Below are 26,464 nucleotides of genomic sequence, written 5' to 3'. Positions count from 1 at the left end.
GCGGGCCGACCGCCCACTCAGTCCTCGGAGTGGCTGTGGTCGTGCCCTTCGTGATCGTGGCCGCCGTCCGCACTCGGCGTCCCGCCGGCGACCAGCGCGTCGTGATCGCCCTCGATCATGTCGAGGTTCTTCAGGTTGTCCCGTTCCTCGAAGTTGGCGACGGCGTCGACGAGGTCGTCCTGGGTGAGCGTGGTGCGTTCCTCGGTCAGGGCATTCAGGACGGCCTCCCGGAGGACGAGTCGGAGATCGCTGCCGGTCAATCCCTCGGTCATCTCGGCGAGCTCCTCGGGATCGTAGTCCTCGATCTCCATGTCCCGGGTGACGACCCGGAGGATGTCGGCGCGCATCCCCACGTCGGGCTTGGGGAAGTTGACGATCTCGTCGAAGCGCCGCCAGGCCGCCGCGTCGAGCTGGTCGGGGTGATTGGTCGCGCCGATCAACAGGACGTCGTCCTGGATGAGGCTGATCTCGTCGATCGACTTCAGTAGGGTGTTGACCGCGCGCTTGATCGCGGCGTGTTCGTCGCTGGCGCGCGTCTTGGCGACGAAGTCGAACTCGTCCATGAAGAGGATACACGGCGAGAGTCGCCGGGCCACCTCGAAAGTCTTCTCGACGTTCTTGGCCGTCTCGCCCAGATACTGGGAGGTGATCATCGACAGCTTCACCTCGACGAAGGGCAGGTCGAGTTCGTGGGCGAGCGCCCGGGCGACGCTGGTCTTGCCGGTCCCCGGCGGCCCGACGAACAGGAGTTTGCCGATCTCCCGGAGGCCGATCCGCGCCAGATAATCGCGGTGTTCGATGGCCTTGACGAGTTTGTTGATCTCGCCCTCCTGGTCTTCCGTGAGCACGAGATCGTCGAGACGCATGTCGACTTCCTCGGGCGCGCGGATGTCCACGAGGTCGAGCATCTCCTCTTCCTCTTCCTCCGCGAAGTACTCCTCGAGTAAGCTGTCGATCCAGGCCCGGTCGGCGCGGGCGGGACGGACCTGTTCGCGCGCTCGCTTGTAGCTGACCTCGTCGAAGTCGTCCTCGAAGATCGAGGCCAGCGTCGGGTTCTCGAGAATTTCCTCGAGCTCGATCCGCTTGCCGAGCCACTCTTCGGCCATCTCGCGGTCGGTGAGTTTGATCTCCTCCGAGAAGTCGTCGTGGCTGGTGAACATCAGCCCCGAAACTGTGTCCCAGGGGTCATCGACACCCGTTGCTTCGCGGGTGGCCTCGACAGTCGGGACCAGCGGTCGTTCGATCGTGCCGTTTTCCCAGAAGACGGTCCGATAGATCGACGGCAGATCGTCCGGTTCGAGGTCCTCTCGCTCGGAGTAGACATCCGTCGTGAGGACAAACTCCACGACGTCGCGTTCCGGTTCGCTCATCTCCGGGAGCTTTGTAGCGCAAGCGACATAAGCCACTCGAAGACGGCCAGACGTGTCGTCGATCAGTCTCGTGATCGCGTTGCTCCCAATGTACAACCTCTAAGGTGACCCGCCAGAAACGCCGACTCGATGACCAGCGTCAAGGAATTTCGGATCGACGACGAGCCGACCGCGACCGCGCTCGGTCGGGGCGCGTTCGTCTTCACCGACGACTACTCGGTGTTCGACTGGGGGACGATGCCCGACGAGATCCCGGGGAAGGGAGCCGCGCTGTGTACGATGGGCGCAGCCAACTTCGAGAGCCTGGAGGACGAGGGAATCCCCACCCACTACGAGGGGGTCGTCGTCGACGGTGAGACGACAGCTGTCGATGCGGCGATCGACGTGGGCGAACAGCCCCGCGAGATGGCCATCGAGTTGACCCAGGTTCCGGATCTGCCTCACAATGTTGACGGCTACGACTACGACGCCTACCACGACGCAGCGGGCGAGAACTATCTCATCCCTCTGGAGATCGTCTTCCGGAACACCGTCCCCGTCGGGTCGAGCCTGCGAAAGCGCTCCGCGCCCGAAGATTACGGCCTCGACTGGGAGACCTGGCCCGACGAGGTTGTCGACCTGCCCGAACCGGTCGTCGAGTTCTCGACGAAGTACGAGGAACAGGACCGCTATCTATCGCGGGCGGAGGCCGACCGGATCGCCGGCCGTGCGGACGTCGACGACCTCGAGTCGGTCGCCCGCGCGGTGAACGACCTGCTCAACCGCCGGGCCGCCGAGGCGGGGTTCGTCCACGAGGACGGCAAGATCGAGTGTCTCTACTACCAGGGTGAGATCCGCGTCGCCGACGTCGTGGGGACCTTCGACGAGAACCGCTTTTCCTACGACGGTCAGGAGGTCAGCAAAGAAGTCATCCGGCAGTACCACAAGCGCACCCAGCCCGAGTGGGTCGAGGCCGTCGGCGAGGCGAAAGTGGCGGCCAGCGACGAGGGAGTCGCCGACTGGAAGTCACTGTGTGACCGCCGGCCCGAATCGCTCGACCAGCACGTGATTGACGTCGCCGCCGACCTCTACGCCGCGGGGACGAACGCGTATCTCGACCGCGAGGTCTTCGACGCGCCGTCGATCGAAGACGCGATCGAGGCGGCCCGGAACCTGTAGCTCGGCGCTCGAACGACGGCTTCGTGACCTCCCAGCCGGTCCAGACGTGTTACAGCGATTCCCGACACGACGGACAGTACGCGTGGCGCTGGTAGCTCGTGGGGGAGTCGAGGTCGCTCCCGCATTCCTGGCACGTGTCGTAGTGGGTGACCTGCATGACTATTTCACCAAGAGAACCAGCGGGGTTTAGCCCTTCCAGAAGGAGCCGTTTCTGCCTCTTTTTAGGCTGCCCAAAAACAAACCTCACGAAATTTTCTACGGATCTTCCCAGCGTCGGGCCCTGCAATCTGACGGATGGCAATCTTTTTGGGTCCGTTTCCCGTATGTATGAATCGAATCATGGACGCTGATGAACTCCAGGAGATGCTCGAAGCGAACGGTGAACTGATGGTCGCGGTCGCGGAATTCGACCAGCCGCTGGAACTCCACCTCCACGACGCCGAAATCGACGACGAGTCGGTCCGACTCGAACTCACTGACGGCGTGCTCACGTTCGACGTCGACGAGGTCTCGGGCGCGTGGCAACACACGCACTCGCTCGCGGACCTCGGCCTCGAATAACGCCCTCGTCTGCTCCGCCTGCTCCCCTTTTTCGCTCACTCCTCGGAATCGCCGCCGTCGGTCACAACCTCGCCCAGCCCGTCGATGGGCCGGTCGGGGTTGAGTTCGTCGAGTTGCTCGGGTGCGCCGAGCTGGGCGTCGGTCTCTTCGGGATCACGTAGCCGAGTCCGCCCGCGATGGGCGTAGATCTCGTCGTCGAGGTGGAGGTCGATCGCTTCCAGCAGTGCTTCGGCCTCCAGGGGCTGGCCGATCTTCTGGAGTTCTTCTTCGGTCGCCTCCGGCGGGACGTTGAACACGCGCTGGGTGATGATCGGCCCCTGATCGAGGTCGGTCGTCACGTAGTGGGCGGTGACGCCCGCGATCCGGACACCCTCCTCGATGGCCTGCATGTACGCCGACGCGCCGGGGAAGGAGGGCAAAAGCGAGGGATGGACGTTGATGATTCGGTTCTCGTACCGGAAGACGACGTCCGGGCTGAGAATGCGCATGTATCGTGCGAGGACGATCAGATCGGCGTCGTACTCCGCGAGCAAATCCAGCAGTTCTCCTTCGTCGGGCGTGCCCTTCTCGTCGCCGATGTCGTGGAAGGGCACGTCGTATTTCTCGGCGAGGGGCTGGAGGTCGGGATGATTGCCGATGACGACCTCGACGTCTGCCCCCAGGTCACCACTCGCCCAGGCCTCGAAGATCGCCTCGAGACAGTGACTCTCCTTCGTGACGAGGACCGCGATGGACTGGGTCTCTCGGTCCTTCGGGAACCGGACCGTGATGTCGACGTCGAGATCGTCGGCGAGGGCCTGGAGATCCGCTCTGAGTGTCTCCTCCGTGACGATCATCTCGCTGGTGTCGACCATCGTGGTCATCCGGAAGAGTCCCTCCCGGACCGCCTGATCCAGGTCCTCGATGTTGACACCGCGTTCGAACAGTAGCGAGGTGACTTCGGCGATCAGTCCCGTGGAGTCGTCGCCGACGACGGTGATCTCTGTGAACTCACGAGTCACGGCCACCACCTCGGGAGTCGCGTGCTGGCGCTCATTGGGAAGCTATGGCAGCCACGCGAGCAAAAAGGGTGCGTTTTCTGCGTCCGCCGCGGTCGTCGGAAATCTCCGCGTACGAGTGATCGGACGAACGCGAGACGAGATCTGGACCGAACCGTTATGATTCGTTGCGGACGATCTCGTAACTGAAGTCCGTCGTGTTGTGTGGCATGATCTGGACGGTCCACTCACCGGCGCTTGGATCGTCGACGCCGTAGACGAACTGTTTGGCCTCGTTACCGCTCGTATACGGACCCTGGGTTTCGCCTCGACTCGCTGCGCTCGTGAGACTGACGCTACCCCGGTTCGTGACTTGCGCACGCTGGTGGTCGGCGACCGTGCCGTTGGGTGCGACGAAGGTCACGTCGAAACTCGCCGGGCGATCGTTGGCCATCTCACGATACTGGCTCGCCGACAGCGTGAGCGTGACGTTTTCGACCTCATCGCCGACCTGGAAGTCCGTCACGAAGGGGTCTTCGGGCTGCTCCCAGATCTGGAAGCCCAGGTCTACCTGTTGCCAGTAGTCGCTTTGGTCCTGACGGCCGGGATCTTTCAGTCCGAGGTCGACCATCGCGTCGTAGTCGCCGACGCTGGCGTCCGAGGGCGCGTTGACGGTGATCTCGACCGTCGCGTTCTCCCCAGCGGCGACCTCGCTCGGCGCTTCGATGTCGAACCACGAGCGCTGTGCCGTTGCCTGGTCGCGATAGCGCGACTCTTCCGTCTCGATCGACGGGTTCAGCGGCACCGCGTTCTCGCCAGTGTTCTCGACGACGACCTCATAGGTGTAGTCACTCCCTGCCTGGATGCTTGTCGAGTAATACGACGGGCTCTGGATGGTCACAGTCGGCTCCTGATAGACCTCCACGCTGATGGTGGCCGCGTGAATCGGTTGGGGTGGCCGTGCCGGATAGGAAATCGTCTCCTCGGTTAACGCGATCGCGGCCTGGTAGTCACCGAGTTCCGTGTCCTCGGGGACCGAGACGGTCACGGTGAACGTCCGTTCGGCATTGGCTCCGAGGGTGGTGTTCGCGTCTTCGATCGTTATCCAGGCGTCCTGGATCGGGTGTGCCTCTAGCTGTGGCAGGACGACGTGTGGCGACAGTTCAACGGCGTGGTCTTCGCCATTGGCGACGGTGATGTTGAACGTCGTCGAATTGCCTGGTTTGACTTCGCCGTACTGGTATTGATCGTCGAGGTAGAGATGCGTGTAATTGGTCGCGTTCGTCTGTGACGATCCGGCACTTGCCTGTGACGATCCGGCACTCACGGTCGTGACGGGCTCGTCAGCGGCGACTGGTTCACCCTGGACGGGTGCACTGTTCTCCAGCGGGACGTGGGCGGCGGCAGCCGGCGTTATCAACGCGGCTACCAGCGCAATAATCAGTACATTGCGGTGCTTCATGGGATTCTCTCCTGGAGGGCTAGAACCCTCATCAAAGGCTATTTTTCGCCCAACTAATCAACGTTCCGGATATACTTTCTAGTAGTTCAGTACGGGGATACAATCGAGGTGTCTGTCAATACTGGCAAACGCTACGTTCTTTCCAGTCTTGATACTCCGATGCGGTTTCCCTGACAGAAGACGGCTCAGAGGGCCAGCACGACTGCCCCGATCACGAGCGCCACCACGATGCCGACGACGTTGTAGTTGACGTCACCGGTCTGAATGACTCGCGCCCGGGCACACCACCACCGGTAGACTGCCACGACGCGCTCGTAGACGGCGTCGAAGCCGTAGCCCATCGCCAGTGCCGACAGCAGCCCCTTCGGCGCGGCGTCGTTGATCGGCTTCCGGAAGCGGAATCCGAGATAGCCCACACCGAGGATCGCGGCGGTCAGCGCCAGTGTCTGGACGGTGAGCGTGTGCTCGACGAAGCCGACGATCGTATAGCCGTGAACGTCAGCGCTGGGGAAGTAGGTCTCGAGAGCGCCCGATAGCGGCCCGATCGCCAGCCACGACGTGGCCGTGAGGCCAGCCAGGATCGCCAGCGGGCCGGTCATCGCCGGCGGCGACTCAATGACGGACTCACTGGGTTCGCCCAGGAACATCAGGTAGTAGATCCGCAGCGAGTAGACGACCGTGAGCACGGCCGTGATCGCCAATACGACGAAGGCCGCGACCTCGACCGGCCCGCCGTCCATCGCCGTGCTGAAGATGTACTCCTTGCTCCAGAAGCCGTTGAACCCGGGCACGCCGATCAGCCCGAGGATGCCAACGAGGAAGGCGACGTTGGTTATCGGCATCTGCCGGCGGTTACCGACGCCACGGAACTCGTACATGTCGACGTGCTTGTGGACGGTGCCACCCAGCGCGAAGATGACCGACCCGGCCGCCAGGAACAGCAGCGCCTTGAAGATCGAGTGACTCAGGACGTGGGCGGTCGCCGGCAGGACGCCCCCGGCCAGCCCGATGGCCGCCGTGACGTACCCGAGCTGGCTGATCGTACAATAGGCCAGCGCGCGCTTGAAGTCGTTCTCGACGGTCGCCAAGACGGCCGCCAGGAACGCAGTGATCGTCCCGATGGCGAGCACGGCGGTCGTCCACCACGCCAGCCCGTCGAAGATGGGCCGGGTCCGAAGCAGGAGATAGAGCCCGGCGTTGACCATGCAGGCGGCGTGGATCAGTGCCGTGCTCGTGGTCGGGGCCTCCATCGCGTCCGGCAGCCAGACGTGTAAGGGGAACTGCGCGGACTTCCCGACGGCCGCGACGATGAACAGCCCGCCAGCGGCCGCGAGCGTCCACTCCGGCAGCGTCCCCGCGGCTGCCTGCTCGGTCAGCCCGCGGATCGAGAACGTCCCGCCGCCGACGTACAGCACGGCGATCCCGGCCAGCAGGCCGATGTCGCCGAAACGGGTCGTGACGAACGCCTTCACGCCCGCCGCGAAGGAGGCGTCGTCCTTGAGCCAGAAGGCGATCAGCCCGAACGAGCACAGCCCCAGGACCTCCCAGAAGACGTACAGCGCGACGAGGCTGTCGGTCAGCGCGAAGCCGATCATCCCGCCGACGAACAGCAGGGTCAGCGCGTAGTAGCGAGTGAGGCCGTCCTCGCGTTCCATGAAGCGCGTCGAGAAAACCAGCGCGAGCGCGCCGACGACGCCCGCGATGGTCGCCATCATGACGCCGAGGACGTCCAGGTACAGCCCGAAGGAGACGTCGATGGCTGGGACCCACGACAGGTCGTAGTGGACGACCGACGGATCCCCGGAGAGTGCTCTTGGGATGAGCGCAAGCGTCAGGACGCCAGTCACGACACCGACACCGACGGCGACCGCGTTCCGGGTCCGGTCGCCGGCGACGGCGACGTACGGCAACAGCGCCGCGCCGACGAACGGCAACGCGATCGCCCCGAGCGCCAGCATGGCGGGCGTCTCGAGACCCGGTCCCATGAGCGCGACCGCCAGGGCGAGTGCGCCGGCGACGAGCACGCCGGGCGTCGATGCGAGCAGTGTCTGTCGGTTCGTTACCATGTCAACCTCCCGAGTTCGTCGAGATCGAGGGCTCCGTACTGGCGATACACCGCAACGACCAGCCCCAGCAGGACGGCGACGACGATGGCGTCGATCAGGATCAACAGGATCACGATCCCCTGGCTGCCGGTCGGATCGGTCGCGACGAAGTTCACGAGGACGCCCTTCGAAGCGAGTTCGACGCCGATCAGCGTCTTCACCGCGTTGGCCCCGCTCAGGACCGCCGCGAGGCCGACCAGCAGGAGTGCGATCGCCGCGCCGTAGGCGAGTGCAGTCATGTGTCTCCCTCCGATTTTTTACGCGTTTCGTCCCCACCGATCGGCGCGCCTTCACTCGTGACGGCCCGGTCAGTCGCGTCGAAGCGCTCGGCGGTCAGGCGGACGATCCCGAGCACGCCGACGAACAGCAGGACGGTCACCGCGAGCAGGTCGATCGACCGCTCGGCCCACAGCGCCTCGGCGAGTTCGATCTCGCTTCCCCCGCCGGCCGAGAGCCCGCCGAGCCAGCCCCAGACGACCAGGGTGACGCCGAGGAGCGCACCGAGCGCGAGTCCGACAATTGGCAGCTTGCGTCCCTCGATGCGTGTGGCGGTCTCGGCGTCGGTCAGACTGATCATCATGAGAAACAGGACCGTCACCAGTCCGGCGGCCACGACCGCCTCGAAGACGGCCGCGATCGGCGCGCCGGCGAGATAGAAGTACACCGCGAGCCCCACGCTCGCGCCCGACAACGAGAGAATCGAGACGAGGAAGTCCCGGGCGGCGACGGCGATCACTGCGAGGCCGACCGTCGCCACGAGTGCCGCCGTCGTCAGCGTCGTCATGGCATCACCCCGGAGAGCAGGACGTCGGTGGCCGGCCCGACGAGATCGAACCCGACCGAGGGCACGATCCCGAGCAGGATCGTCCCCGCCGTCAGTCCGAGGATCGGAATCGCGAGCAGCGTCGGCGTCCGAGCGGCCGAACTCACAGCGTCCTCTGGGCTGGCAAAGAGGCTCCGCAGAACCGGCAGGTAGTACCCCAGCGAGAGGAACGAGTTGCCGATCACCAGCAGCGCGAGGGCGACGCCGAGCCATCCTGACACTTCCGCGCCCCCGACGACGATGAGGAGTTTGCCCCAGAAGCCAGCGAGCGGCGGGACGCCGGCCAGCGCCAGCACCGCGACCGCGATCGCGCCGGCGGCGACCGGCATCCGGTAGCCGATCCCCGCGAGGTCGTCGAGGTGGCGCGGGTTCGCCACGTCAGTACTCGCGAGGCGGTAGGCGATCGCACCGACGGCGAGGAAGGCCCCGCCCTTCATAAAGGCGTTCGCGAGGACGTGAAAGAGCGCCCCGTCGACCGCGACGCCAAAGTCGCCGTAGAAACCGATCCCGAACCCGAAAATCACGTAGCCGACGTGGGGGATCGACGAGTAGGCGAGCAACCGTTTGAGGTCACGTTGCCCGAGCGCGAGGAAGTTCCCGACGGTCATCGTGATCGCGCCGAAGACGACCAGGACGAGTCCGACCGGGACCGTGCCCGGGAACACAGACAGCGCCTTGACCATCGCCACGGCGGCAGCGGGCGTCGCCAGGCCTGCGAGCAACGCGCTCGCGCCGGCCGGCGATTCGGCGTAGGCGTCCGGCACCCACGTGTGCAGCGGGACGATCGCTGCCTTCACGCCGAAGCCGACGACCAGGAAGAGCACGGCGGCCGTTGCGATCTCCGTCGTGTCCGAGAGCGCCGCCGCAACCGGGCCGAACGCGAGCGTTCCGCCCGTTTCGGCGTACACCAGCGAGACCCCGAAGATCGCGAGCACCGATCCGACGGCGTTCAGCACGACGTACTTGAATCCGGCCTCGACGGCACTCGCCCGGGAAACCGCGAACGGCACAAGCGCGTACGTCGCGACGGCCATCACCTCGAAGAAGACGTACAGCGAGAACAGGTCCGCCGAAACCCCGATGCCGACGACGCCGGCGACTGCCGCGAGCACCAGGGGATAATAGAGTTCCGTCGCCCCGTCGTCGTCCGTGCCAGCCATCGCGTAGACGGCGACTGCGAGCCCGGCCAGACACGCGACGACCGACAGGAAGACGCCGAGGGCGGTAACCTGGATGCCGACACCGGCCCCGCCGATCGCGTACTCGATCGGAAGTGACGACGTCCACAGTGACCAGGTCGCGCCGAGTGCGACGAGCAACGATGCGACCGCGACGACGCCGGTCGCCTGGGTCGATCGCTCGTGTCGGATTCGGCCGACCAGATACGTGGCGAAGATGCCCGCGAACAGCGCGAGCAACGGGACCGTCGCGAGCGGCGTCTCGGTCACGGCTGGCCTCCCGGCGTGCGCCTTCGACACACACCGCTCGTCCCGCTCGCTCCACCCTTCCGAACGGGCCGCGTTCGCTCACTCACGGACATATCCATACCTCGGTTTTCCGGCGAATACTTCTTGAATCATTCGACTTAATTCGGATGGTAGCTGCGGAATCGTTCATTTTCGATCGCGAACGTGGTCTGTCTGTGGTCGTCCAGTCCGGGACGGCTGGTCGCCGCGACCACCTGGTTCGCGGCGACGGACGCCCCTCGCGAGCGAGTCGCTTTAGACGGTTGGCGTCCTGTCTGGATCTGTGACGACGCCACCGCAAATCGACACCGCCGATCGCGTCGCCCTCGTCGGTATGGGCTCGGAACTGCGCGGCGACGACGCCGTCGGCCTCGAAGTCGTCCGGCGACTGTCCGGGATCGAGGACGATCGACTCCGCGTGATCGAGGGCGGCGTCGCCCCCGAGAACCAGACGGGCGTGATCCGTCGGTTCGAGCCCGACTGGATCGTGCTGGTCGACGCGATCGCCTTCGACGGCGAGCCCGGTGACTCCAAGTGGATCGATTCTGCCGACCTCGGTGGCGAGTCCTTTTCGTCTCATAAGTCGACTCCGGCGATGCTGGAAACGTTCCTCACTCGCGAGATGGACGCCAACGTCGCCTTGTTTGGCGTCGAGCCGGCCCGGATCGAGTTCGGGACCGAGCTTTCGCCCGCCGTGGAGCGACGCCTCGACGAGCTGGCCGCGGAATTGAGCGACGTGCTCGGCGGTACCCAGTAGGCGGGTGCCGCCCGTCACCGTTCGAAGGTGTACGATTCCTCGAAGGACTCCCGGTCACTGTCTGCGAGTTCGAACTCCTGGCCCATCACGATCGCGTCGGTCGGGCAGGACTCCGCACATTGCCCACAGAACATGCACCTGGCGACGTCGTACGCCCAGGTGACGTTGCCGTCGTCGTCGGTCCCGACTTCGATCGCGTCGGCCGCGCAGTGGCGTTCACACATCCCACACCCCGTACAGGGGTCGGGATCGAACTCGACAGCGCCACGGAAGCGCTCCGGGAGCGTCCGCTTGTTCTTGGGGTACGATACGGTCGCCCGGTCTTTCCCGAGGGTCTTCAGCGCCTCGGGGACGAGTTTGCCTGGTAAGCTCATAACAGTCCCTCCGCGTACAGCCCGACCGCCAGCACGATCCCGATCTGGGCCAGCCCGATCGGCACGAGCCACCGGTAGAACACGCTGAGGACCTGCTCGATCCGGAGTCGCGCGAGCACGCCCCTGAGGATCGAGAGGACGGCCACGATGGCGAGGGTCTTCACGAGGAAGACGGCGATCCCCAGCGCGGCCCCGGCGACCCCTTCGACCGATCCGACGGGGTAGGGCCCGCCGAGGAACAGCGCCGACAGCAGCGCCGCGCCGACGACGAGTTCGACGTCTTTGGTGAGGTGAAACAGTGCGAGTTTCCGGCCCGAGTACTCCACCAGCGCCCCGGTCGCGAGTTCGGACTCGGCCTCCGGCGCGTCGAAGGGGATCCGCTCGAGTTTGGCCTGCAACGACAGCAGTCCGACGACGAACGCCGGGAGGAAGACGAGCATGTGCAGCGGGTTCGACCCGACGAACGCGACGATGCCCGAGAGTTCGAGCGTCCCCGCGGCGACCGCCGGGGCAAAGCACGCCAGGAAGAACGGGATCTCGTAGCCGAACAGTTGCGTGATCGTCCGGGTGGTCCCGACCTGGCTGAAGACGTTCCCGGAGTACCACCCGCCGAAGAACAGCGAGAACGACGGCAGCGAGAGCAAAAAGAGGACGACGACCAGATCGCCCTCGAAGGACATCGCCGCCGTCTCGCTCCAGACCGGGATGTACAACATCGCGGTCAAGACGCCGGCCAACCCAGTCAGTGGAGCCGCCTTGTAGATCCGTGCGGTCGCGTCCTCGGGGACCGCCGACTCCTTGGCCAGCAGCTTCAGGAAGTCAGCCAGGGGCTGCAGCGGCGGCGGCCCGACGCGATTCTGGACGCGCGCGTAGAGTTTCCGGTCGACGTACTCGGCGGCCAACGCGTAGGTGAACAGGAACGCGAACCCGGGGAACACCAGCAGGTACAGCAGGCCGGTCGCGAGGTCGATTTCGAGACTCACGGTCGGTCACCTCGGCCGGATTGTGGTTCGGTCCGCACCGAGCCACCCTCGGCACGGTCGTCGTACCACTCGATGCCGTACTCCCGGAGTTCGTCGAGGTTGAAGGAGTTCTCGCCGGCGTGGCTCCCATCGGTCTCGACGCCGATCCGGGACGTACAGGAGATACAGGGGTCGATCCCGGCGACGACGATCGGCGTGTCGGCGATGTAACTCCCCCGCAGGGCCTCGACGACGGTCGGCCAGTTGGCGAGGGTCGGCACCCGGATGTGGATGCGTTCGGGCGTGTCGGTCCCGTCCGAGCGGAGGTAGTGGATGAGTTCCCCACGCGGAGCCTCGTAACGGCTGACGACGTCGCCCTCGGGGATCTGTGCCAACAGCGCCTGCATCGGCTGCGGGCTGGCTTTCAGGTCCCCCTCTGGAATCCCTTCGGCAGCCTGTCTGATGATCGAGATGCTCTCTGCGATCTCGCGGATCCGAACCGTCGTGCGCGCCAGCAGGTCGCCCGTCGTCTCCGTGATGACGTCGAAGTCCATCTCGTCGTAGGCGGCGTAAGGGGCGTCCTTGCGAACGTCGACAGGGAGTCCCGAGGCGCGCCCGACTGGCCCGGCCGCACAGTACTCGCGGGCAAGTTCGGTCGAGACGGTGCCGACGCCCTCACACCGCATCCGGACCGTCTCCTCGTTGGGGACCGTCTCTAAGTAGAAGTCGATGCGCTCCTCGAGTTCGTCCATCTTCTCGAGGACGGTCTCGCGTTGCTCGTCGGTGAGGTCCTGGCGGACGCCGCCGATCGTGTTGATCGAGTAGTGGATCCGGTTGCCCGTGATCTCCTCTAAGAGGTCCAACACGAGCTCGCGATCGCGCCAGGCGTACTGCCAGAGCGTGTCGAAGCCGATCTCGTGACCGGCGACCCCGAGCCAGAGCATGTGACTGTGGATGCGTTCGAGTTCGCCGATCAGCGTCCGGATGTAGTTCGCCCGCCGGGGAACGTCGAGATCAAGGAGGTCCTCGACGCCGGTGACGAACGAGCTCGTGTGGGCGTGCGAGCAGATGCCACAGATGCGCTCGAGCAGGTAGATGTTCTCGAGGTAGGACTTCGAGAGAGCTGCCTGTTCGATCCCGCGGTGGTTGTACGAGAGTTTGAGGTCGGCGCCCGTGATGACCTCGCCGTCGACGGTCAGCGTGAAGTTCGCGGGTTCCTTCAGCGACGGGTGCTGGGGGCCGACCGGGATTTCCGTGCCGGAGACTTCCTCTGACATGATCAGTTCACCTCCAGGTTCTCTGCCCGCAGGGGTGGCCCGCCGTCGAAGTCGTCGGCCAGCAGGAGTTTCTCGGGGTTGGGGTGGCCCGTGACCTCGACGCCGAGCATGTCCATGAGTTCCCGTTCGTACAGCGTCGCGCCGGGCAGGACGTCGGTGAGCGTCTCGATCGTCGGGTCCGCTTTCGGAACGATCGCCCGGATCGTGAGTTCGACGCCCTCGCCCAGGTCGCCGTCGTCGTACTCGCCGTACCGCAGGAAGTGATACAGCACCTCAATCTCGTCGCCGGCGTCGACGCCGGTGATCGTGATGAGGTGGGTGATGCCCAGCTCCTGCAGCGTCGTGACGGCCTCGACCAGGTCGCCTCTGTCCGCGAGGACGAACTCGAGGCGACCGCAGTCGTGCTCCTCCGAGGCGGCGAGCAACGCCGACAGCTCGTCGTCGAGCTTACGCTTCAACTGGCTCGGTGTCATCCGTTCCCTCCTGTGTCTCTGGGTCGGTTGCTGGCTGGCCCGCGGCCCCGTCCGGGACAGCCTCGTCGATGCGTTTGCCATCCTGGACGATCTCGGGTTTGGCCGCGGCGAGTCGCTCGGCTTTGGCGTCCTGGCCGGCCTCCTCCAGCAGCGCGACGATACCGTCGATCAGCGCCTCGGGCGAGATCGGACAGCCGGGAATGTACATGTCGACGGGAATCACGTCGTCGATGCCCTCGTGACAGTTGTAACAGTCTTTGAACACGCCGCCGGTCGAGGCACACGACCCGGCCGCGATCACCAGCTTTGGCTCGGGCATCTGCTCGTAGACCCGCTCCAGGCGAGGAGCCATCTGTTTGGTCACCGGCCCGGTCGCGACGAGGACGTCGGCGTGTCGCGGCGTGTCCTTCTGTTGGATGCCGAAGCGCTCGACGTCGTACCGGGGCATCAGCGCGTCCAGCGTCTCGATGTCACAGCCGTTGCAACTCCCGCAGTTCAGGTGGAGTATCCACGGCGATCGGTTCCGCGCCCAGTCGATGATGCGTCCCATGTGTGTTACCTCCCTGGTTGTGGTCGTCCGGCGTCGACGATGGCGAACAGCGCCAGTCCGACGACGGCGAGCAGCGGCACGCCGAGTATCGCCCCGTTGGCGTCGATCGGGATCGTCGCGACGAGCAACACGGCGACGTGAATGATCGTAAAGCCGATCCCGACGTGATAGAGCCGATACCGCGGCCGCCCCTGGCTCTCGGGCGGCTCCTCACCGCTGGCCCACGCCGTCCGGAACGCCTCGCCGGCGTCGGCCCGATCCGACGCGATCGTGTTCCCTACACGATCAATAGTGAAACTTATCAGAACAAAGAGAGCAAACGCGAGCGGCGGCGCGAGAAGGATATCAGTAACCATATCGAGTTAAAAGTAGGTAATTCCAGTAGATAAAGCTTGTCTCGATTGTAGATGTTTGGTTTTCCTCCTGAACTATCGGGAAGATATTGCCGGGGAATGCCAGTATATCAGTTATCGTATAAATCAGTGGGCGGGCGCGAAGACCTGACGCGAGTCACAAGAGTTTTCGCGGATGACATCCGCATTTCACGCGATGCGTACGTACACGGCGACAGTGACAGTCCAGCTCAAGGAGGGGGTGCTCGATCCGGAGGCGGAGACGACCCGGGAGGCGCTCGAACGCCTCGGTTTCGAACTCGAGGCGCTGCGCGCGGCCGACCGTTTCGAGATCGACCTGGAGGCGGCCGACAGCGAGGCCGCCTACGACCGCGCCGAGGAGATGGCCGAGCGCCTGCTCGCGAATCCGACCATCCACGACTACGAGGTTTCCATCGAGGACCAATGAGCGTCGCCGTCATCCAGTTCGGCGGAAGCAACTGCGACCGGGACACCGTCCAGGCACTCGAATCGCTCGGCGTCGAGGCCGAACTCGTCTGGCACGAGGACGCCCTGCCGGAAGCCGTCGACGGAATCGTCCTCCCCGGCGGGTTCTCCTACGGTGACTTCCTCCGTGCGGGCGCGATGGCCGCCCACTCGCCGATCATGGACGAGGTTCGGGCGGCCGCCGACGAGGGGACGCCCGTGCTCGGGATCTGCAACGGGGCCCAGATCGGGTGTGAGGCCTCGCTGACCCCGGGCGCGTTCACCACCAACGTGAGCGCTCGCTTCCAGTGTGAACACGTCCACCTCCGCGTCGAGAATAGCGAGACGCCCTGGACCAGCCACTACGAGGAAGGCGAGATAATCGAGTTGCCGATCGCCCACGGCGAGGGTCGCTTCGAGATCAGCGACAACCGCCTCGACGCCCTGGAGTCCGAGGATCGGATTCTCTTTCGATACTGTGACGCCGACGGCAACGTCACGCCCGAGGCGAATCCCAACGGCTCGAAACACGCCGTCGCGGGCGTCACGGGCGAGAGCGACCACATCGCCGTCATGATGCCCCATCCGGAACGGATGGCTCTCGACGACATCGGCGAGACTGACGGACGCGGCGTGCTTTCGGGGTTCGCCTGACCGGGTTCGATCCACCCTCGGGACGGTGCGACGTGCCTGTTCTCCTCCATCCGGACTCTTCTCCCCTGAAAAATATAATCAACTATTATGTATGTGCCGGGTAAACTCCCAACGGGGTGCCCAAATGCCAGTATCAGACCTTGCCCGAAGCGACGTGGTCACAGCACAACCAGACACACCAGTTCCCGATCTCGCCGAGACGATGGACGAGGGCGACGTCGGCAGCGTCGTCATCACCGACGGCGAGACGCCCGTCGGCATCGTCACGGACCGCGACCTCGCGATCCGGGTCGTCAGCGAGGAACGGGACCCGACAGCGACGACCGCCGCGGACGTGATGACCGAGGACCTCAAGACCATCGAGGCGGACGCCGGGTTCTACGAGGCGACGAACCTGATGAGCGAGAGCAGCGTTCGTCGGCTCCCTGTCACTGACGGTGGTGAACTCGCCGGGATCGTCACCGCCGACGACCTGACGGAACTCATCGCCGACGAGGAACAGCAACTCGCCTCGACCATCCGCGCCCAGCGGCCGGCGTACTGACGCACCGGTGCTGGGCGGAGTTTTCACTTTCTCGGCACAGTGTACGCTGTCACTCGAACAGTCCCTCGACGTCCGCTTCCCGCCCCTGCCGCCGATCGACGTGTTCGTCCAATCGCTGTCGGATGATCGGTCGGTCGTCCGGACTCCGGACGTAATCGAAGACGAACGTGATGAACTGACTGCCCTCGTCGCCGGCCTCGAGGTCGTCCTCGGCGTACTCGATCGCATCGTCGAGGATATCCTCGTCGCCCTCGACCTCTGCGATCGCCTCCGCGGCCAACGTCGTCTCCGCGAAGTCGAGATCCGCGAGTTCGATGACGTCGCCGTGATGGGTCACCGTCGGCGGATCGGTGTCCTCGACGTGGTCGGGGTCTGCTTCGAGTGCGGCCAGATACTCCCGCACGGGAGCGAGGTCGACGCCCTGGTACTGTTCCGGATACCCCTCCAGATACGTCTGTGCGCGCCCGGCCAGTTTCCGCGCGCCGGACTCGTTGCCCACGGTAGCGTGGTGGATCGCGACGGTGAACTGGATGAGTCCCTGGAGGAAGTCCTTGGGTTCCTGGCGGGACCCCATCCCGATCCACGGGGCTTCCCAGGCGTCGTGGGTGATCCGGTAGTACCCGGCGTTGTAGAGCGCGATCCCGGCCCGCAAAGCGGCGTCCATGCACCACTTTCGGACCCGGGCCGACTAAACGCCTCTGTCTGTGACACGGCACTCGTCAGTTCGGTTCACCGGTTCAGTCGGGCCAGTGAGACAGATTTTTGCACGCTTCGGGGAAAAGAGCCGGTAGATGGTCCCCGTTCGCGCACTTCTCGGCCGGGCGAAAACCCGCGTTCTCGAGGACCTGCGGACGGACCCGTATCTCCCCGCGCTGCTCATTCTCGCGGCGGTGCTGTCGGGCTTCTGGTTCTGGCACCGGCTCCCGAACCTCGCTACCAGAGACGAGTGGAGCCGGGCGCTGGATCCCCTCGTGGCCGTCCGGTCGGTCGTCGCCGATCCCAGCTTCGAAGGGGTCAAAGAGGGCGTCGCGTGGGGCCGCGTTCCGTTCGGGGCGACGTTCTATCTGTTCGGACTCGCCCTCATTCCGATGCTCGCCGTCGCCGTGCTGACCGGCAACCTCGATGCGATCACCGGAACCCCGCATATCAGCTGGGACTTCGGCCACTTCCCGATCTGGAACGAGATTCCGGCCTGGTTCTGGACCGGCTACATCGGGCTGGTTCGGCTCTTCAACGTCACCTTCGCGGTCGGTTCGGTGTATCTCACGTACCGGATCGCCAGGACGATCGCGGATCGATCGACGGGTCGGCTTGCGGCGCTTCTGTTGACGCTGACCTTCGGATTCCTGACCATCGCCCACGAGGGTGGCGAGGACATGCCGGCGCTGTTCTTCCTGCTGGTGGCGGTGTATCTGCTGGTTCGCTACGTCCATACCGGCGCTGACTGGCAGTTCTTCGCCGCGAGCGCGGCCGGCGGCGTCGCCATCGCGTTCAAACTCACGACGGCTCCCGTCATCGGGCTGATCGCCGTCGCCCACCTGCTGCGGGCCCGCGAGAGTACGGAGTGGCCCCGATCGCTGTACCGGCCGCGACTCCTTGCGACGGGAGCCGCGCTCGGGGCTCTGACGATCCTGCTCGGCTTCCCGACGGCGCTGGTCGGCGCGTTCGAGCCGTTCCTCGAACGGATCTTCGGGGGACCGGTCGGGCGGGCGACCCACGCCACCGGTCCCGACGCGCCGACGTGGTGGTGGTTCGCCCGGCAGTATTTCAGTGGTCTCGGGCTCCCGATGGTCGTCGCCAGCCTCACCGCGGTCGTTGCGACGGTCGCGCTCGCGGTGCGTCGCCGGCTTTCGGCCGGGAGAGTGTTCGTTCTCATCGCCTTCCTCGCGTTCGTCGCGCTGTTCGTCCCCTGGCACGACTTCCGCGTCCATCACCTCCTGGCGACGTTCCCGCTGCTCGCGATTCTCGTCGCGGCGTGGCTGGTCGACCTGCGCGAGCGCCGGGCGACAGTCGCTCGCGTTCTCACGGTCGCGCTGGTGGTGAGTTCGGCCGCCTACGCCGGCGTCGGCGCCGCCGGGTACGCCGACATGCCACGCGATCGGGCCGCGGCCTGGCTGGACGACACCATCGGCGAGAACGAGACGATCGAGGTGTACACGCGGCACTTCCAGGACACGGCACTCCCCCACGGCGCGACGGTGACCCACCGGGAGGGCGAATTCACCGCCTGTCCGGAATACATCATGCTGACCTATCGCGACCTGCTCTACCTCGACGAGGATACGTACTACCGGACATCGTCGCTTCGAGGAGCGTACGTACGGGGGCTGCTCGACGGAAACGACAGCTACGAACCCGTCGCCGAGTTCGGCCCGCGCCCGCCCGATTTCGTCCCACAGCGGCCGACGCCGGGCTCGTTGCTCGAATTGCTTCCGCACGGGATCGTCCCGCACGTCGATCAGTACGCCGACGAACAGGAACTGCGCCCCAACCAGTACACGCTCGTGCTTCGGTCGACCGGCGAGTGCAGTCCCGACCGCGACCCGCCGTTTTGAGTGGCGACGGCGTGACGCGCGTTCACTCCCCGTCGCCAGTCCTGAGTGACGCCCGATCGATCCCGAGCGAGGGATACCAGCCCGCGAGTGCCGGGAGGTACACGCCGAGGAAACGATCGACGAACACGACGGGAACGATCGCCGCGCTCGGCACTCCCAGCGCGACGAAGACGGCCGTCGTGGTCGCCTCGGTCACGCCGAAGCCACCCGGCGTCAGCGGCAGCAGCGTCACGCTGTAGGCCATCACGAGGTAGACCGGCACGAGCGCGACGGGCTCGAAGGCCACGCCGAAGCCGCTGAACAGCAACAACACACGCGCGCCGGGCGCGAGTACCATCGCCACAGTCCAGCCGGCGGCGTACCGGGCCCAGACACCCGGATCGAAGGCGATCGAGCGGAACGCGTCCGTCGCGTCGGCCGTGAAGCTGACTGCGTCTTCGGCCTGCGCGGCGAGTCGATCCCCGACCCGCGGGAGATAACCGAGTAGTCGCGTCATCCCGCCGAACACCCAGTCCAGCCGTTCGAGGTTCGTCCCGGCGGCGAGGACGCTTACGCCCGCAGCGAGATAGAGCCCGATCGAGAGCGCGAGGACGGCCGCGAGCCCGATCGAGAGTCGACCGACGGCGAACGCGAGGCCGACGGTCGCGACGGCACCGTACAGCAGCGCGTAGAGTGCGGTGTGGACGCCCGAGACGGCGGTCGCGTCGGCGTAGGACACCCCGAGTTCGCTCCGGAGGACGAACGGGGCGGCGAGGCGGCCGGTCAACCGGGACGGCAGCAACTGGTTGACGAAGTTGACGATCAGGTCGATTCGCCCGGCGGTCCGGAGGTCGGTCGACTCGACGGGACCGATCGCAGCCTGCCAGGTGTCGAAGCGGGCGAGCAGTCCAAGGACGGTCACGCCGAGCAGCGCCAGGATTGTGAGCGCGTCGAGTCCGGCGAGCAGCGACAGTGCCTCGGCCGGGTCGGTCTGTGAGAGCGCCCACGCAAGCGTCACGAGCGCGATCGCGTACTGGGCGAGCGTGACGGCGACGTCGCGGAGGCGATTCGCGTCCACGTCAGTCACCTCCGTCGATCGTGCCGGTTTCGGGACTCCCGCTGTCGCCCCCGGCCACGACCTCACCGGCCGAAACGAACGTGAATTCGCTCGACAGGATCCGCTCGATCGCCCGGCGCATCCACGCGCCGGTGTGGTAGTACACCCGCGATGGAACACCCTCGACGTCGGGAAGATCGACACACTCCCAGGGATGGACGTACAGAACCGGCGTGATTCCGCGGCGAGCCAGCCATCGCATTCCCAGGATCGTGTATCGCGGGCCAAAAAACCGGAGCCACGTTCCGGTCAGTGGCAGCCGCAGTCTCGGCATGACGCTGACCGGTAGTTCGCGAATGCTTCCGGGCGCGTCGGTGTCGATCTCCGCTGCCGGCGTCGGCCGATGAACGTCGTACTCGCCGCCGTACCACCCCGGAATCGCCCGACTCGACACGACGCTCGAATCGTAGGTGTATCCCGCTGTCGCGAGCACCTGAAAGTGATTCTCGGCCAGGTCGAACGCCGGTGCGCGAAAGCCACGAACCTTCGCGCCGGTCGTTTCAGCCAGCACGGCTCGCGAGCGCTCGATCTCCTCGCGCTGTGTCGCCGGATCGAGGTCCGATAGTAGGCGGTGAGAGTGGGTGTGCGAGCCAATCTCGTGGCCGTCGTCGGCGAACGCTTGAATCGCGTCTGGATAGGTCTCGGCGAGTTCGGCGACGACGAAGCCCGTCGACCGCGCGTCGTGTTCGGCCAGCGCGTCCCGAAGGAAGGAAAGGCCGTCGAGACCGACACCGCTCTCCCCGGTACTCCCCGAGGCATTCCGATACGCGGGCGTCTGGTCGAACAGTTCGACGTCGATCGAGAGGACCGCCCGGTGGTCAGTCATCGCGCTTGTCGCGTTCGGCTTCGAGCAGACTCAACTCCTCGTTGAGCGTCGAGACCCGCTCGCTCAGTCGGCCGAGGCGATCGAAGAGATAGGTGACGACCACGAACAGCGTCAGGTTCGAGAGGACGAGCATCGCCCGTGCCTTCCATTCGAGGCCCAGCACCGTCGCGACGACTTCGAAGGTGTTCGGAAAGATGGCGACGAAGATAAGGCCGCCGCCCAGGACGAGCGACAGCGCGAGGATGGCCAGATCCTCCCGGCCGCGATCGACGAGGCGATAGGCGTTCCAGAGGAAGGCGACTCCCACGAGCACGGCGAGGACGTTGACGAGGCTGTAGGTCATGGATTTCGAAAGAGGAGTACCCGGAGGATGGCGTCGGTCATGCGCAGCGGATAGAGCGCGAAGGTCTCGACCGTGAACTGCGAGGAGCCCGTCTCGCGGGTCGGCATCGCGATCGAGACCTCCCGGATGTCCATATCGCGCCTGGCGGCCTCCAGAGTCTGTTCGACCGCCCAGTGTTTGTCCGAGCGATGCAACAGTCGTCTGAGAGCGGTGACGCGATAGACCCGAAAGCCGCTGGTGACGTCCGTGACGTCGACGCCGCCCAGCAGGTTGACGACCGCGGTAAACGACCGGATCCCGAGATCCCGGAGCCAGGAGTACTCCTGAAAGCTCTCGTTGAGATACCGGCTGCCGATCACCATGTCCGCGTCCTCGGCCACCCCGAGCAGCTGGGGGATCTCCTCGGGGTCGTGTTGGCCGTCGGCGTCGACCTGGACGACGAAGTCGAAGTCCTCCCGGATCGCGTACCGATAGCCGGTCCGGACCGCGCCGCCGACGCCCGTGTTGAAGACGTGTTCGATCACCGTCGCGCCGGCTTCTCGGGCGAGGTCGGGCGTGCCGTCCGTCGAGCCGTCGTCGACCACGACGACCTCCTCGACGTGCTGGCTCGCCCCGTCGATCACCGACCCGACGGTCTCGCGCTCGTTGTACGCGGGGATGACGGCGACCGTTCGCACGGTAGGATCGCCTTCGGGAGGTCACTTAGGCGTATCGTTCGAAACCCACTAGTGGATCGCCCGCGTCCCGCGAGACAATGACCGGCAATCGGACCGTCGTCGTGGGGCTCGACGGCGCGAGCTGGCGTCTGCTCGACCCCTGGATCGCGGCCGGCGACCTCCCGAACCTCGCTGCCCTCCGCGAGTCCGGGTCGTGGGCCGAGACCGAGAGCTGTCTCCCGCCCGTGACGTTCCCGAACTGGAAGTGCTATTCGTCGGGGAAGGATCCGGGCGGGTTCGGCGTCTTCTGGTTCGAGCACGTCGATTTGGCGGGCGGTGAGATCACGGTCGCCGACGGGAGCGACTTTCACACTGCCGAACTCTGGGACTACCTCGCGGACGCCGGCCGCTCGACGGGCGTCGTCAACATGCCGACGATGTACCCGCCCCGGGACGACGCGGGGATGATCGTCGCCGGCGGCCCCGACGCCGTCGAGGGCGAGTACCGCTCGATCTCGGGCGGGTACACCCACCCGCCGGAACTCGAAGACGAGATCGAATCGCGCTTCGACTACCGCGTCCACCCGGATCCGCTCCTCTCGAGCAACGACGAGCGGGGGGCAGAGGTCGAGGCGATCCTCGACGTCCTGGAGAAGCGCTTCGAAGTCGCGCTGTGGCTGCTCGAGGAGCGCGATCGGGATTTCGTCCACGTCACGCTGTTCTACCTCAACGTCCTCCATCACTTCTTCTGGGACGCGGAACCGACCCACCGGGCGTGGCAACTCGTCGACGAGTATCTCGGCCGCCTGGCGGAGATCGACGACCTCAACGTCGTCCTCATGTCCGACCACGGCAGCGCCCCCACCACGACGGAGTTCTACGTCAACGAGTGGCTCGCCGAGAACGGCTACCAGGCCCGGACGGCGACGGTCGACGATGCCCTCCGGCGGATCGGCCTCGATCGGGAGACTGCCCTCGGCGTGGCCAAGCGCCTCGGGATCGTCGACGTGCTCGCTCGTGTCGTCCCTGAACGACTCCAGGCACTCGTGCCCCAGCAGGCGGGACTCAAGCGCGATCGCAAGCTCGAAGCGATCGACCTCGACCGCACGAAAGCCGTCGCGAGCGGCCAGGGACCGATCTATCTTAACCCCACGTTCGACGACGCATCGGTCCGCGAGTCGTTGATGGCCGACCTTCGGGCAGTCGAGGACAGCGAGGGGGCGCTGTTCGACGGCATCTATCGGGGTGAGGACGTCTATTCGGGACCATACGTCGAGGACGCGCCGGAGATCGTCGTGGACATGCGCCCCGGCGTCCACGTCAACGACGGCGTCGGCGGCGGCGAGATCACGGCCGGCCCGGACCGCTGGGCGGCCGAGAACACCCGCCAGGGCATCTTCCTCGCGAACGGCCCGGACTTCACGGCCGGCGGGGAACTCGACCGGATCAGTATTCTCGACATGGCCCCGACGCTGCTGGTCGCGGCCGGGTGTGACGTCCCCCACGACATGACTGGCGACGTGCTCCCGATCGTCGCCGGCGATCCCGACTGGGGCCGGCGTGATCCGATCCGGATCGACGAGGAGGCACGCAGTGAGGCTGGTGAGGCAGTTGCCGACCGGCTGCAGCAACTCGGCTACATGGAGTAGATGGTCAATCTTCTTTTAGCCGTTGCATCGGTGTAGCCGCTCGCTCCGCTCACGGTCTACGCCGATGAAAACGTCTGGACGGAGTCCCACGCGAGCGAAGCGAACGTAGGGCACGGTCGAACTCCGTTCGACCGGAGATTTGAACTCGCCGAGAAAATGCTCGCTTCGCTGCGCGTTCCTCGTCTGCTCAAATCTCCTCTGGCCGTCATCTCCCTTCGCGTTTGCGGGCACACGCTACGCGGTGCTCGCTGGTTTACTTCGAGAGAATGACGTCCGGACGGAGTCCAACGCGAACGAAGTGAGCGTTGGGCACGTCCGGACCGAGCCACGAAGCGAGTGCTGAGCAATGCGAAGCACTCGCGAGGAGTGAGCGTCCGGACGGAGATTTGAACTCCGGTCCCTGGCTCCGCAAGCCAAGAGGATAGTCCACTACCCTACCCGGACTCGACTCCCTCTACCGCGGTTGCAAATAAAGGGGTTACGATTCACCGACCCATCCGCCGGACGGGACAAACGTTCGTTTGACCCTCCGGAAGGCCCTTTTCCCGATCGTCCCTTTCTTCGAACATGAACCGACGCAGATTCCTCCAGATCGGCGCGTCGACCGGTGCGATCGGCCTCCTTGCCGGCTGTCTCGGCGGCGCGAGCACCGACGATCCCACCGACACGGATTCCCCGACCGACGACCCGAGCGAGCAACCGGACCAGACGCCGTCCCCCTCGCCCACTGATTCGCCCGCGAACGCTACCGACGACCAGGGTGGCGAATCCGGCGACGAATCCATCACAACGCCCGACGAGAACGAGGAGACGGCTGGATCGGACGGGGACCATCAAACAGCAACCCCCGACGACGGAGACTCAGGTTCGGGCGAACAGGCCTGGTCCGCCGGCGGCGAGATGAACGGCGTCGCCTTCGAGTTCACCTCCCGCGCACCGACGTGCGGGCAGGGGACCGATGATGCAAACGTCGAGTTCCAGCCCGAGGAGGGGCAGATCGTCGTCAAGGGGATTCGCCGTGGGAGCGACCTCTGTAAGCGCGCCCAGCTGGGTGATGTCTCCCACGACACCGACGCCGACCGGCTCGCCGTGTCTGTCGACGCTGTCGACCGCGAGGAGTGCGAGGACGGCGGGGTCGGCGGCCAGTGCCTCGTCGATATCCCCTACGAGGCGACTTTTTCCTTCGAGGACGACATTCCATCCGAGGTTGCGATCAGTCACGGCGATCGCTTCGGGATGAGTGCCGCCTACGGCTCTTCGAGTGCGACGCCACCCGAGGAGTGAGGCTTCACGCTCGTCCGAAGGGGTGAGGCTCCACACCCGCTCGAACGGTAGGTTCACCGTATCTTTTTAACCGAAAGGGCGACCACCGTCGCTCATGTCCGTTCACGATCTCGCGAGTGAATCACCCGACAGCGGTGGGTCGAACTGTCGACGACAACGCTTAAACGGAGCGCAACCCTGGCCTCGGTAGACAGATGGGTGCGATAGAGGACGTATACGCGGATCTCGACGCCGACGTCTCCGAGGACAATTTCAGGGAAGCCGTCGAGGAGAAGGTCGAACAGATGGGGGGACTGGCCGACGAGGAAACCGCGGCGATGTTGATCGCCCACGAACTCACCGAGAACGAGGCCCAGACGGTCGCCGACGTCCAGGCCGGCATGGAGGAGGTCCGGTTTCTGGCGAAGGTGCTCTCGATCGGCGAGTTGCGGACCTTCGAACGCGACGGGGCGGACGAAGACGGCCGCGTGATCAACGTCGAGGCGGCCGACGAGACCGGGAGCCTCCGGCTGACCTTCTGGGACGGCGAGGCCGTCGCCGTCGACGAGGGTGAGGTCGAAGTCGGCGACGTTCTCCGGGTGAAGGGTCGCCCGCAGGAGGGCTACAACGGCCTGGAGGTCAGCGTCGATCAGGCCGAACAGGACCTCGACGCGTCGATCGACGTCGAACCCGGCGACGGCGAGACCATCGACGCGCTCACAATGGGGCAGTCGAACGTCAACGTCGAGGGCGTCGTCCTCGACACCGAACCGGTCCGGACCTTCGACCGCGACGACGGCTCGGAAGGGCGGGTCGCCAATCTCTCGATCGGCGACGAGACCGGGCGCGTGCGGGTGACGCTGTGGGACGAGCGGGCCGACCGGGTCGAAGAGATCGACGCTGGCGCGACCGTCGAGGTCGTCGACGGCTACGTCCGGGAACGCGAGGGTGACCTGGAGGTTCACGTCGGCGAGGAAGGGGCGATCGACGAGCTCGAGGACGGGGATGTCGCGTACGCGCCGGAGACGACGCCGATCGATGACGTGGAGTTAGACGAGACAGTCGACATCGGGGGCGTCGTTCGTTCGACCGATCCGACGCGGACGTTCGACCGCGACGACGGCTCGGAGGGCCAGGTCAAGAACATCCGGATCCAGGACGACACCGGCGACATCCGGGTGGCGCTGTGGGGCGAGAAGGCCGACCGCGACCTCGCGCCGGGCGACGAGGTCGTCTGTGCGGACGTCGAGATCCAGGACGGCTGGCAGGACGACCTCGAAGCCTCGGCCGGGTGGGGATCGACAGTCGTCGTTCTCGAGGACGGCGCGTCGATGGTGAGGACGCCCGACGCGGGCGATTCTGGCGGTGACGGGAGCGATAGTGCCAGTCGGGACGCTGGCAGTTCGACCGGGCTCTCGGCGTTCGCCGATGACGGAGACGGCGGGGAGACAGCGAGCGATGATTCGGACGCTGAGAGTGGCCGAACGGACGGAGCGAAGACAGACGACACGGACGCGGATGGCGAGCAAATCGAGTTCACCGGGACCGTCGTCCAGACTGGTGATCCGGTGATCGTCGACGACGGCGAGCAGACCGTCACCGTCGACACCGCCGAGTCGGTCCGCCTTGGCGAGGAAGTCACGATCAGAGGCCAGCGACGCGATGGCGAGATCGACGCCGAAGAACTGTTCTAGATCGTCGGCGGCGTGAGGAAACGCTTAAGACGGAAACCGCCCGCTTGTGGC

Annotated in this window: 28 protein-coding genes and 1 tRNA gene; 10 read left to right on the top strand and 19 right to left on the bottom strand. The window is 65.6% G+C overall.

Annotated features, from left to right (window positions below; all coding sequences use genetic code 11):
* Positions 1 to 17: 17 nt before the first annotated feature.
* Positions 18 to 1,370, bottom strand: coding sequence for an ATP-binding protein (locus tag HTIA_RS10075; protein WP_008528248.1), 1,353 nt, complete (start codon positions 1,368 to 1,370; stop codon positions 18 to 20).
* 129 nt (positions 1,371 to 1,499) lie between these two features.
* Between HTIA_RS10075 and HTIA_RS10070 the strand changes: the two genes are divergently transcribed.
* Both HTIA_RS10070 and HTIA_RS10065 read left to right on the top strand, forming a co-directional pair.
* Positions 1,500 to 2,528, top strand: a complete 1,029-nt coding sequence (locus HTIA_RS10070) for a phosphoribosylaminoimidazolesuccinocarboxamide synthase (protein WP_008528247.1) — start codon at positions 1,500 to 1,502, stop codon at positions 2,526 to 2,528.
* Between the two features lie 339 nt (positions 2,529 to 2,867).
* Positions 2,868 to 3,089 (top strand): hypothetical protein, encoded by a 222-nt coding sequence (locus HTIA_RS10065; protein ID WP_008528246.1) that lies wholly within the window; start codon positions 2,868 to 2,870, stop codon positions 3,087 to 3,089.
* A 35-nt stretch (positions 3,090 to 3,124) separates the two neighbouring features.
* Here HTIA_RS10065 and HTIA_RS10060 read toward each other — a convergent pair whose 3' ends face one another.
* The 6 genes from HTIA_RS10060 to HTIA_RS10035 form a co-directional block, all read right to left on the bottom strand.
* Positions 3,125 to 4,099 (bottom strand): formyltetrahydrofolate deformylase, encoded by a 975-nt coding sequence (locus tag HTIA_RS10060; RefSeq protein ID WP_021029364.1) that lies wholly within the window; start codon positions 4,097 to 4,099, stop codon positions 3,125 to 3,127.
* A gap of 145 nt (positions 4,100 to 4,244) precedes the next feature.
* Positions 4,245 to 5,528, bottom strand: coding sequence for a COG1470 family protein (locus tag HTIA_RS10055; protein WP_008528244.1), 1,284 nt, complete (start codon positions 5,526 to 5,528; stop codon positions 4,245 to 4,247).
* Positions 5,529 to 5,713: 185 nt separating this feature from the next.
* Positions 5,714 to 7,594, bottom strand: a complete 1,881-nt coding sequence (locus HTIA_RS15465; protein ID WP_020936311.1) for an NADH-quinone oxidoreductase subunit 5 family protein — start codon at positions 7,592 to 7,594, stop codon at positions 5,714 to 5,716.
* Positions 7,588 to 7,872, bottom strand: coding sequence for an NADH-quinone oxidoreductase subunit K (locus HTIA_RS10045; RefSeq protein ID WP_008528239.1), 285 nt, complete (start codon positions 7,870 to 7,872; stop codon positions 7,588 to 7,590). Before HTIA_RS10045 ends, HTIA_RS15465 begins: the two co-directional genes overlap by 7 nt.
* Entirely contained in the window at positions 7,869 to 8,417 is a 549-nt protein-coding gene (locus HTIA_RS10040; RefSeq protein ID WP_008528238.1) for an NADH-quinone oxidoreductase subunit J, read from the bottom strand. The genes HTIA_RS10045 and HTIA_RS10040 overlap by 4 nt, the downstream gene beginning before the upstream one ends.
* A complete protein-coding gene (locus HTIA_RS10035; RefSeq protein ID WP_020936310.1) occupies positions 8,414 to 9,904 on the bottom strand; it encodes a complex I subunit 5 family protein in 1,491 nt (496 codons plus the stop codon). The genes HTIA_RS10040 and HTIA_RS10035 overlap by 4 nt, the downstream gene beginning before the upstream one ends.
* Before the next feature lie 301 nt (positions 9,905 to 10,205).
* On the opposite strand from HTIA_RS10035, the gene HTIA_RS10030 reads away from it, so the two are divergent.
* On the top strand, positions 10,206 to 10,679 hold the full coding sequence (locus tag HTIA_RS10030; RefSeq protein ID WP_008528236.1) for a hydrogenase maturation protease: 474 nt from the start codon (positions 10,206 to 10,208) through the stop codon (positions 10,677 to 10,679).
* A gap of 14 nt (positions 10,680 to 10,693) precedes the next feature.
* On the opposite strand, the gene HTIA_RS10025 is transcribed toward HTIA_RS10030, so the two are convergent.
* From HTIA_RS10025 to HTIA_RS10000, 6 genes are read right to left on the bottom strand one after another with little or no spacing between them, the layout of a single operon-like run.
* Entirely contained in the window at positions 10,694 to 11,053 is a 360-nt protein-coding gene (locus HTIA_RS10025; protein ID WP_008528235.1) for an NADH-quinone oxidoreductase subunit I, read from the bottom strand.
* Complete coding sequence (locus HTIA_RS10020; protein ID WP_020936309.1) at positions 11,050 to 12,036, bottom strand: complex I subunit 1/NuoH family protein; 987 nt, start codon at positions 12,034 to 12,036, stop codon at positions 11,050 to 11,052. Before HTIA_RS10020 ends, HTIA_RS10025 begins: the two co-directional genes overlap by 4 nt.
* On the bottom strand, positions 12,033 to 13,292 hold the full coding sequence (locus HTIA_RS10015) for a hydrogenase large subunit (protein WP_008528233.1): 1,260 nt from the start codon (positions 13,290 to 13,292) through the stop codon (positions 12,033 to 12,035). The genes HTIA_RS10020 and HTIA_RS10015 overlap by 4 nt, the downstream gene beginning before the upstream one ends.
* A gap of 2 nt (positions 13,293 to 13,294) precedes the next feature.
* Positions 13,295 to 13,765, bottom strand: coding sequence for an NADH-quinone oxidoreductase subunit C (locus tag HTIA_RS10010; protein ID WP_008528232.1), 471 nt, complete (start codon positions 13,763 to 13,765; stop codon positions 13,295 to 13,297).
* Positions 13,740 to 14,315 carry an NADH-quinone oxidoreductase subunit B family protein gene (locus HTIA_RS10005; RefSeq protein ID WP_008528231.1) on the bottom strand — a complete coding sequence of 192 codons (576 nt, stop codon included), beginning with the start codon at positions 14,313 to 14,315 and terminating at the stop codon, positions 13,740 to 13,742. The genes HTIA_RS10010 and HTIA_RS10005 overlap by 26 nt, the downstream gene beginning before the upstream one ends.
* Positions 14,316 to 14,320: 5 nt before the next feature.
* Positions 14,321 to 14,671: a hypothetical protein gene (locus HTIA_RS10000; RefSeq protein WP_008528230.1), complete on the bottom strand. Its 351-nt coding sequence runs from the start codon at positions 14,669 to 14,671 to the stop codon at positions 14,321 to 14,323.
* A gap of 193 nt (positions 14,672 to 14,864) precedes the next feature.
* Here HTIA_RS10000 and purS point away from each other — a divergent pair, with 193 nt between their 5' ends.
* From purS to HTIA_RS09985, 3 genes are all read left to right on the top strand, one after another.
* On the top strand, positions 14,865 to 15,116 hold the full coding sequence (gene purS / locus HTIA_RS09995) for a phosphoribosylformylglycinamidine synthase subunit PurS (protein ID WP_008528228.1): 252 nt from the start codon (positions 14,865 to 14,867) through the stop codon (positions 15,114 to 15,116).
* Positions 15,113 to 15,787 carry a phosphoribosylformylglycinamidine synthase I gene (purQ, locus tag HTIA_RS09990; RefSeq protein WP_008528226.1) on the top strand — a complete coding sequence of 225 codons (675 nt, stop codon included), beginning with the start codon at positions 15,113 to 15,115 and terminating at the stop codon, positions 15,785 to 15,787. Before purS ends, purQ begins: the two co-directional genes overlap by 4 nt.
* A gap of 124 nt (positions 15,788 to 15,911) precedes the next feature.
* Positions 15,912 to 16,331 carry a CBS domain-containing protein gene (locus HTIA_RS09985; RefSeq protein ID WP_021029363.1) on the top strand — a complete coding sequence of 140 codons (420 nt, stop codon included), beginning with the start codon at positions 15,912 to 15,914 and terminating at the stop codon, positions 16,329 to 16,331.
* Between the two features lie 49 nt (positions 16,332 to 16,380).
* Here HTIA_RS09985 and HTIA_RS09980 read toward each other — a convergent pair whose 3' ends face one another.
* Entirely contained in the window at positions 16,381 to 16,995 is a 615-nt protein-coding gene (locus HTIA_RS09980; protein ID WP_008528224.1) for a DUF309 domain-containing protein, read from the bottom strand.
* A 127-nt stretch (positions 16,996 to 17,122) separates the two neighbouring features.
* On the opposite strand from HTIA_RS09980, the gene HTIA_RS09975 reads away from it, so the two are divergent.
* A complete protein-coding gene (locus HTIA_RS09975; protein ID WP_020936307.1) occupies positions 17,123 to 18,886 on the top strand; it encodes an ArnT family glycosyltransferase in 1,764 nt (587 codons plus the stop codon).
* A gap of 22 nt (positions 18,887 to 18,908) precedes the next feature.
* Here the strand turns inward: HTIA_RS09975 and HTIA_RS09970 are convergent, their stop codons facing one another.
* From HTIA_RS09970 to HTIA_RS09955, 4 genes are read right to left on the bottom strand one after another with little or no spacing between them, the layout of a single operon-like run.
* Complete coding sequence (locus HTIA_RS09970; RefSeq protein WP_008528219.1) at positions 18,909 to 19,952, bottom strand: lysylphosphatidylglycerol synthase transmembrane domain-containing protein; 1,044 nt, start codon at positions 19,950 to 19,952, stop codon at positions 18,909 to 18,911.
* Complete coding sequence (locus HTIA_RS09965) at positions 19,945 to 20,808, bottom strand: polysaccharide deacetylase family protein (RefSeq protein ID WP_008528218.1); 864 nt, start codon at positions 20,806 to 20,808, stop codon at positions 19,945 to 19,947. Before HTIA_RS09965 ends, HTIA_RS09970 begins: the two co-directional genes overlap by 8 nt.
* Complete coding sequence (locus HTIA_RS09960; RefSeq protein ID WP_008528216.1) at positions 20,801 to 21,151, bottom strand: DUF2304 domain-containing protein; 351 nt, start codon at positions 21,149 to 21,151, stop codon at positions 20,801 to 20,803. The genes HTIA_RS09965 and HTIA_RS09960 overlap by 8 nt, the downstream gene beginning before the upstream one ends.
* Complete coding sequence (locus HTIA_RS09955) at positions 21,148 to 21,828, bottom strand: glycosyltransferase family 2 protein (RefSeq protein WP_008528215.1); 681 nt, start codon at positions 21,826 to 21,828, stop codon at positions 21,148 to 21,150. The genes HTIA_RS09960 and HTIA_RS09955 overlap by 4 nt, the downstream gene beginning before the upstream one ends.
* A 77-nt stretch (positions 21,829 to 21,905) precedes the next feature.
* On the opposite strand from HTIA_RS09955, the gene HTIA_RS09950 reads away from it, so the two are divergent.
* Complete coding sequence (locus HTIA_RS09950) at positions 21,906 to 23,456, top strand: alkaline phosphatase family protein (protein WP_008528214.1); 1,551 nt, start codon at positions 21,906 to 21,908, stop codon at positions 23,454 to 23,456.
* Positions 23,457 to 23,827: 371 nt separating this feature from the next.
* On the opposite strand, the gene HTIA_RS09945 is transcribed toward HTIA_RS09950, so the two are convergent.
* A tRNA-Arg gene (locus HTIA_RS09945) sits at positions 23,828 to 23,900 on the bottom strand.
* Between the two features lie 123 nt (positions 23,901 to 24,023).
* Here HTIA_RS09945 and HTIA_RS09940 point away from each other — a divergent pair.
* Together HTIA_RS09940 and HTIA_RS09935 are read left to right on the top strand one after the other, a co-directional pair.
* Complete coding sequence (locus HTIA_RS09940; protein ID WP_008528213.1) at positions 24,024 to 24,740, top strand: twin-arginine translocation signal domain-containing protein; 717 nt, start codon at positions 24,024 to 24,026, stop codon at positions 24,738 to 24,740.
* Between the two features lie 194 nt (positions 24,741 to 24,934).
* Positions 24,935 to 26,413: a single-stranded DNA binding protein gene (locus HTIA_RS09935; protein ID WP_008528212.1), complete on the top strand. Its 1,479-nt coding sequence runs from the start codon at positions 24,935 to 24,937 to the stop codon at positions 26,411 to 26,413.
* The last annotated feature ends 51 nt before the right edge of the window (positions 26,414 to 26,464 follow it).

Origin of the sequence: Halorhabdus tiamatea SARL4B, from assembly GCF_000470655.1 — an archaeon.
GTDB classification, from domain to species: Archaea; Halobacteriota; Halobacteria; order Halobacteriales; family Haloarculaceae; genus Halorhabdus; species Halorhabdus tiamatea.
This window is presented reverse-complemented; position numbering and strand designations above follow the sequence as displayed.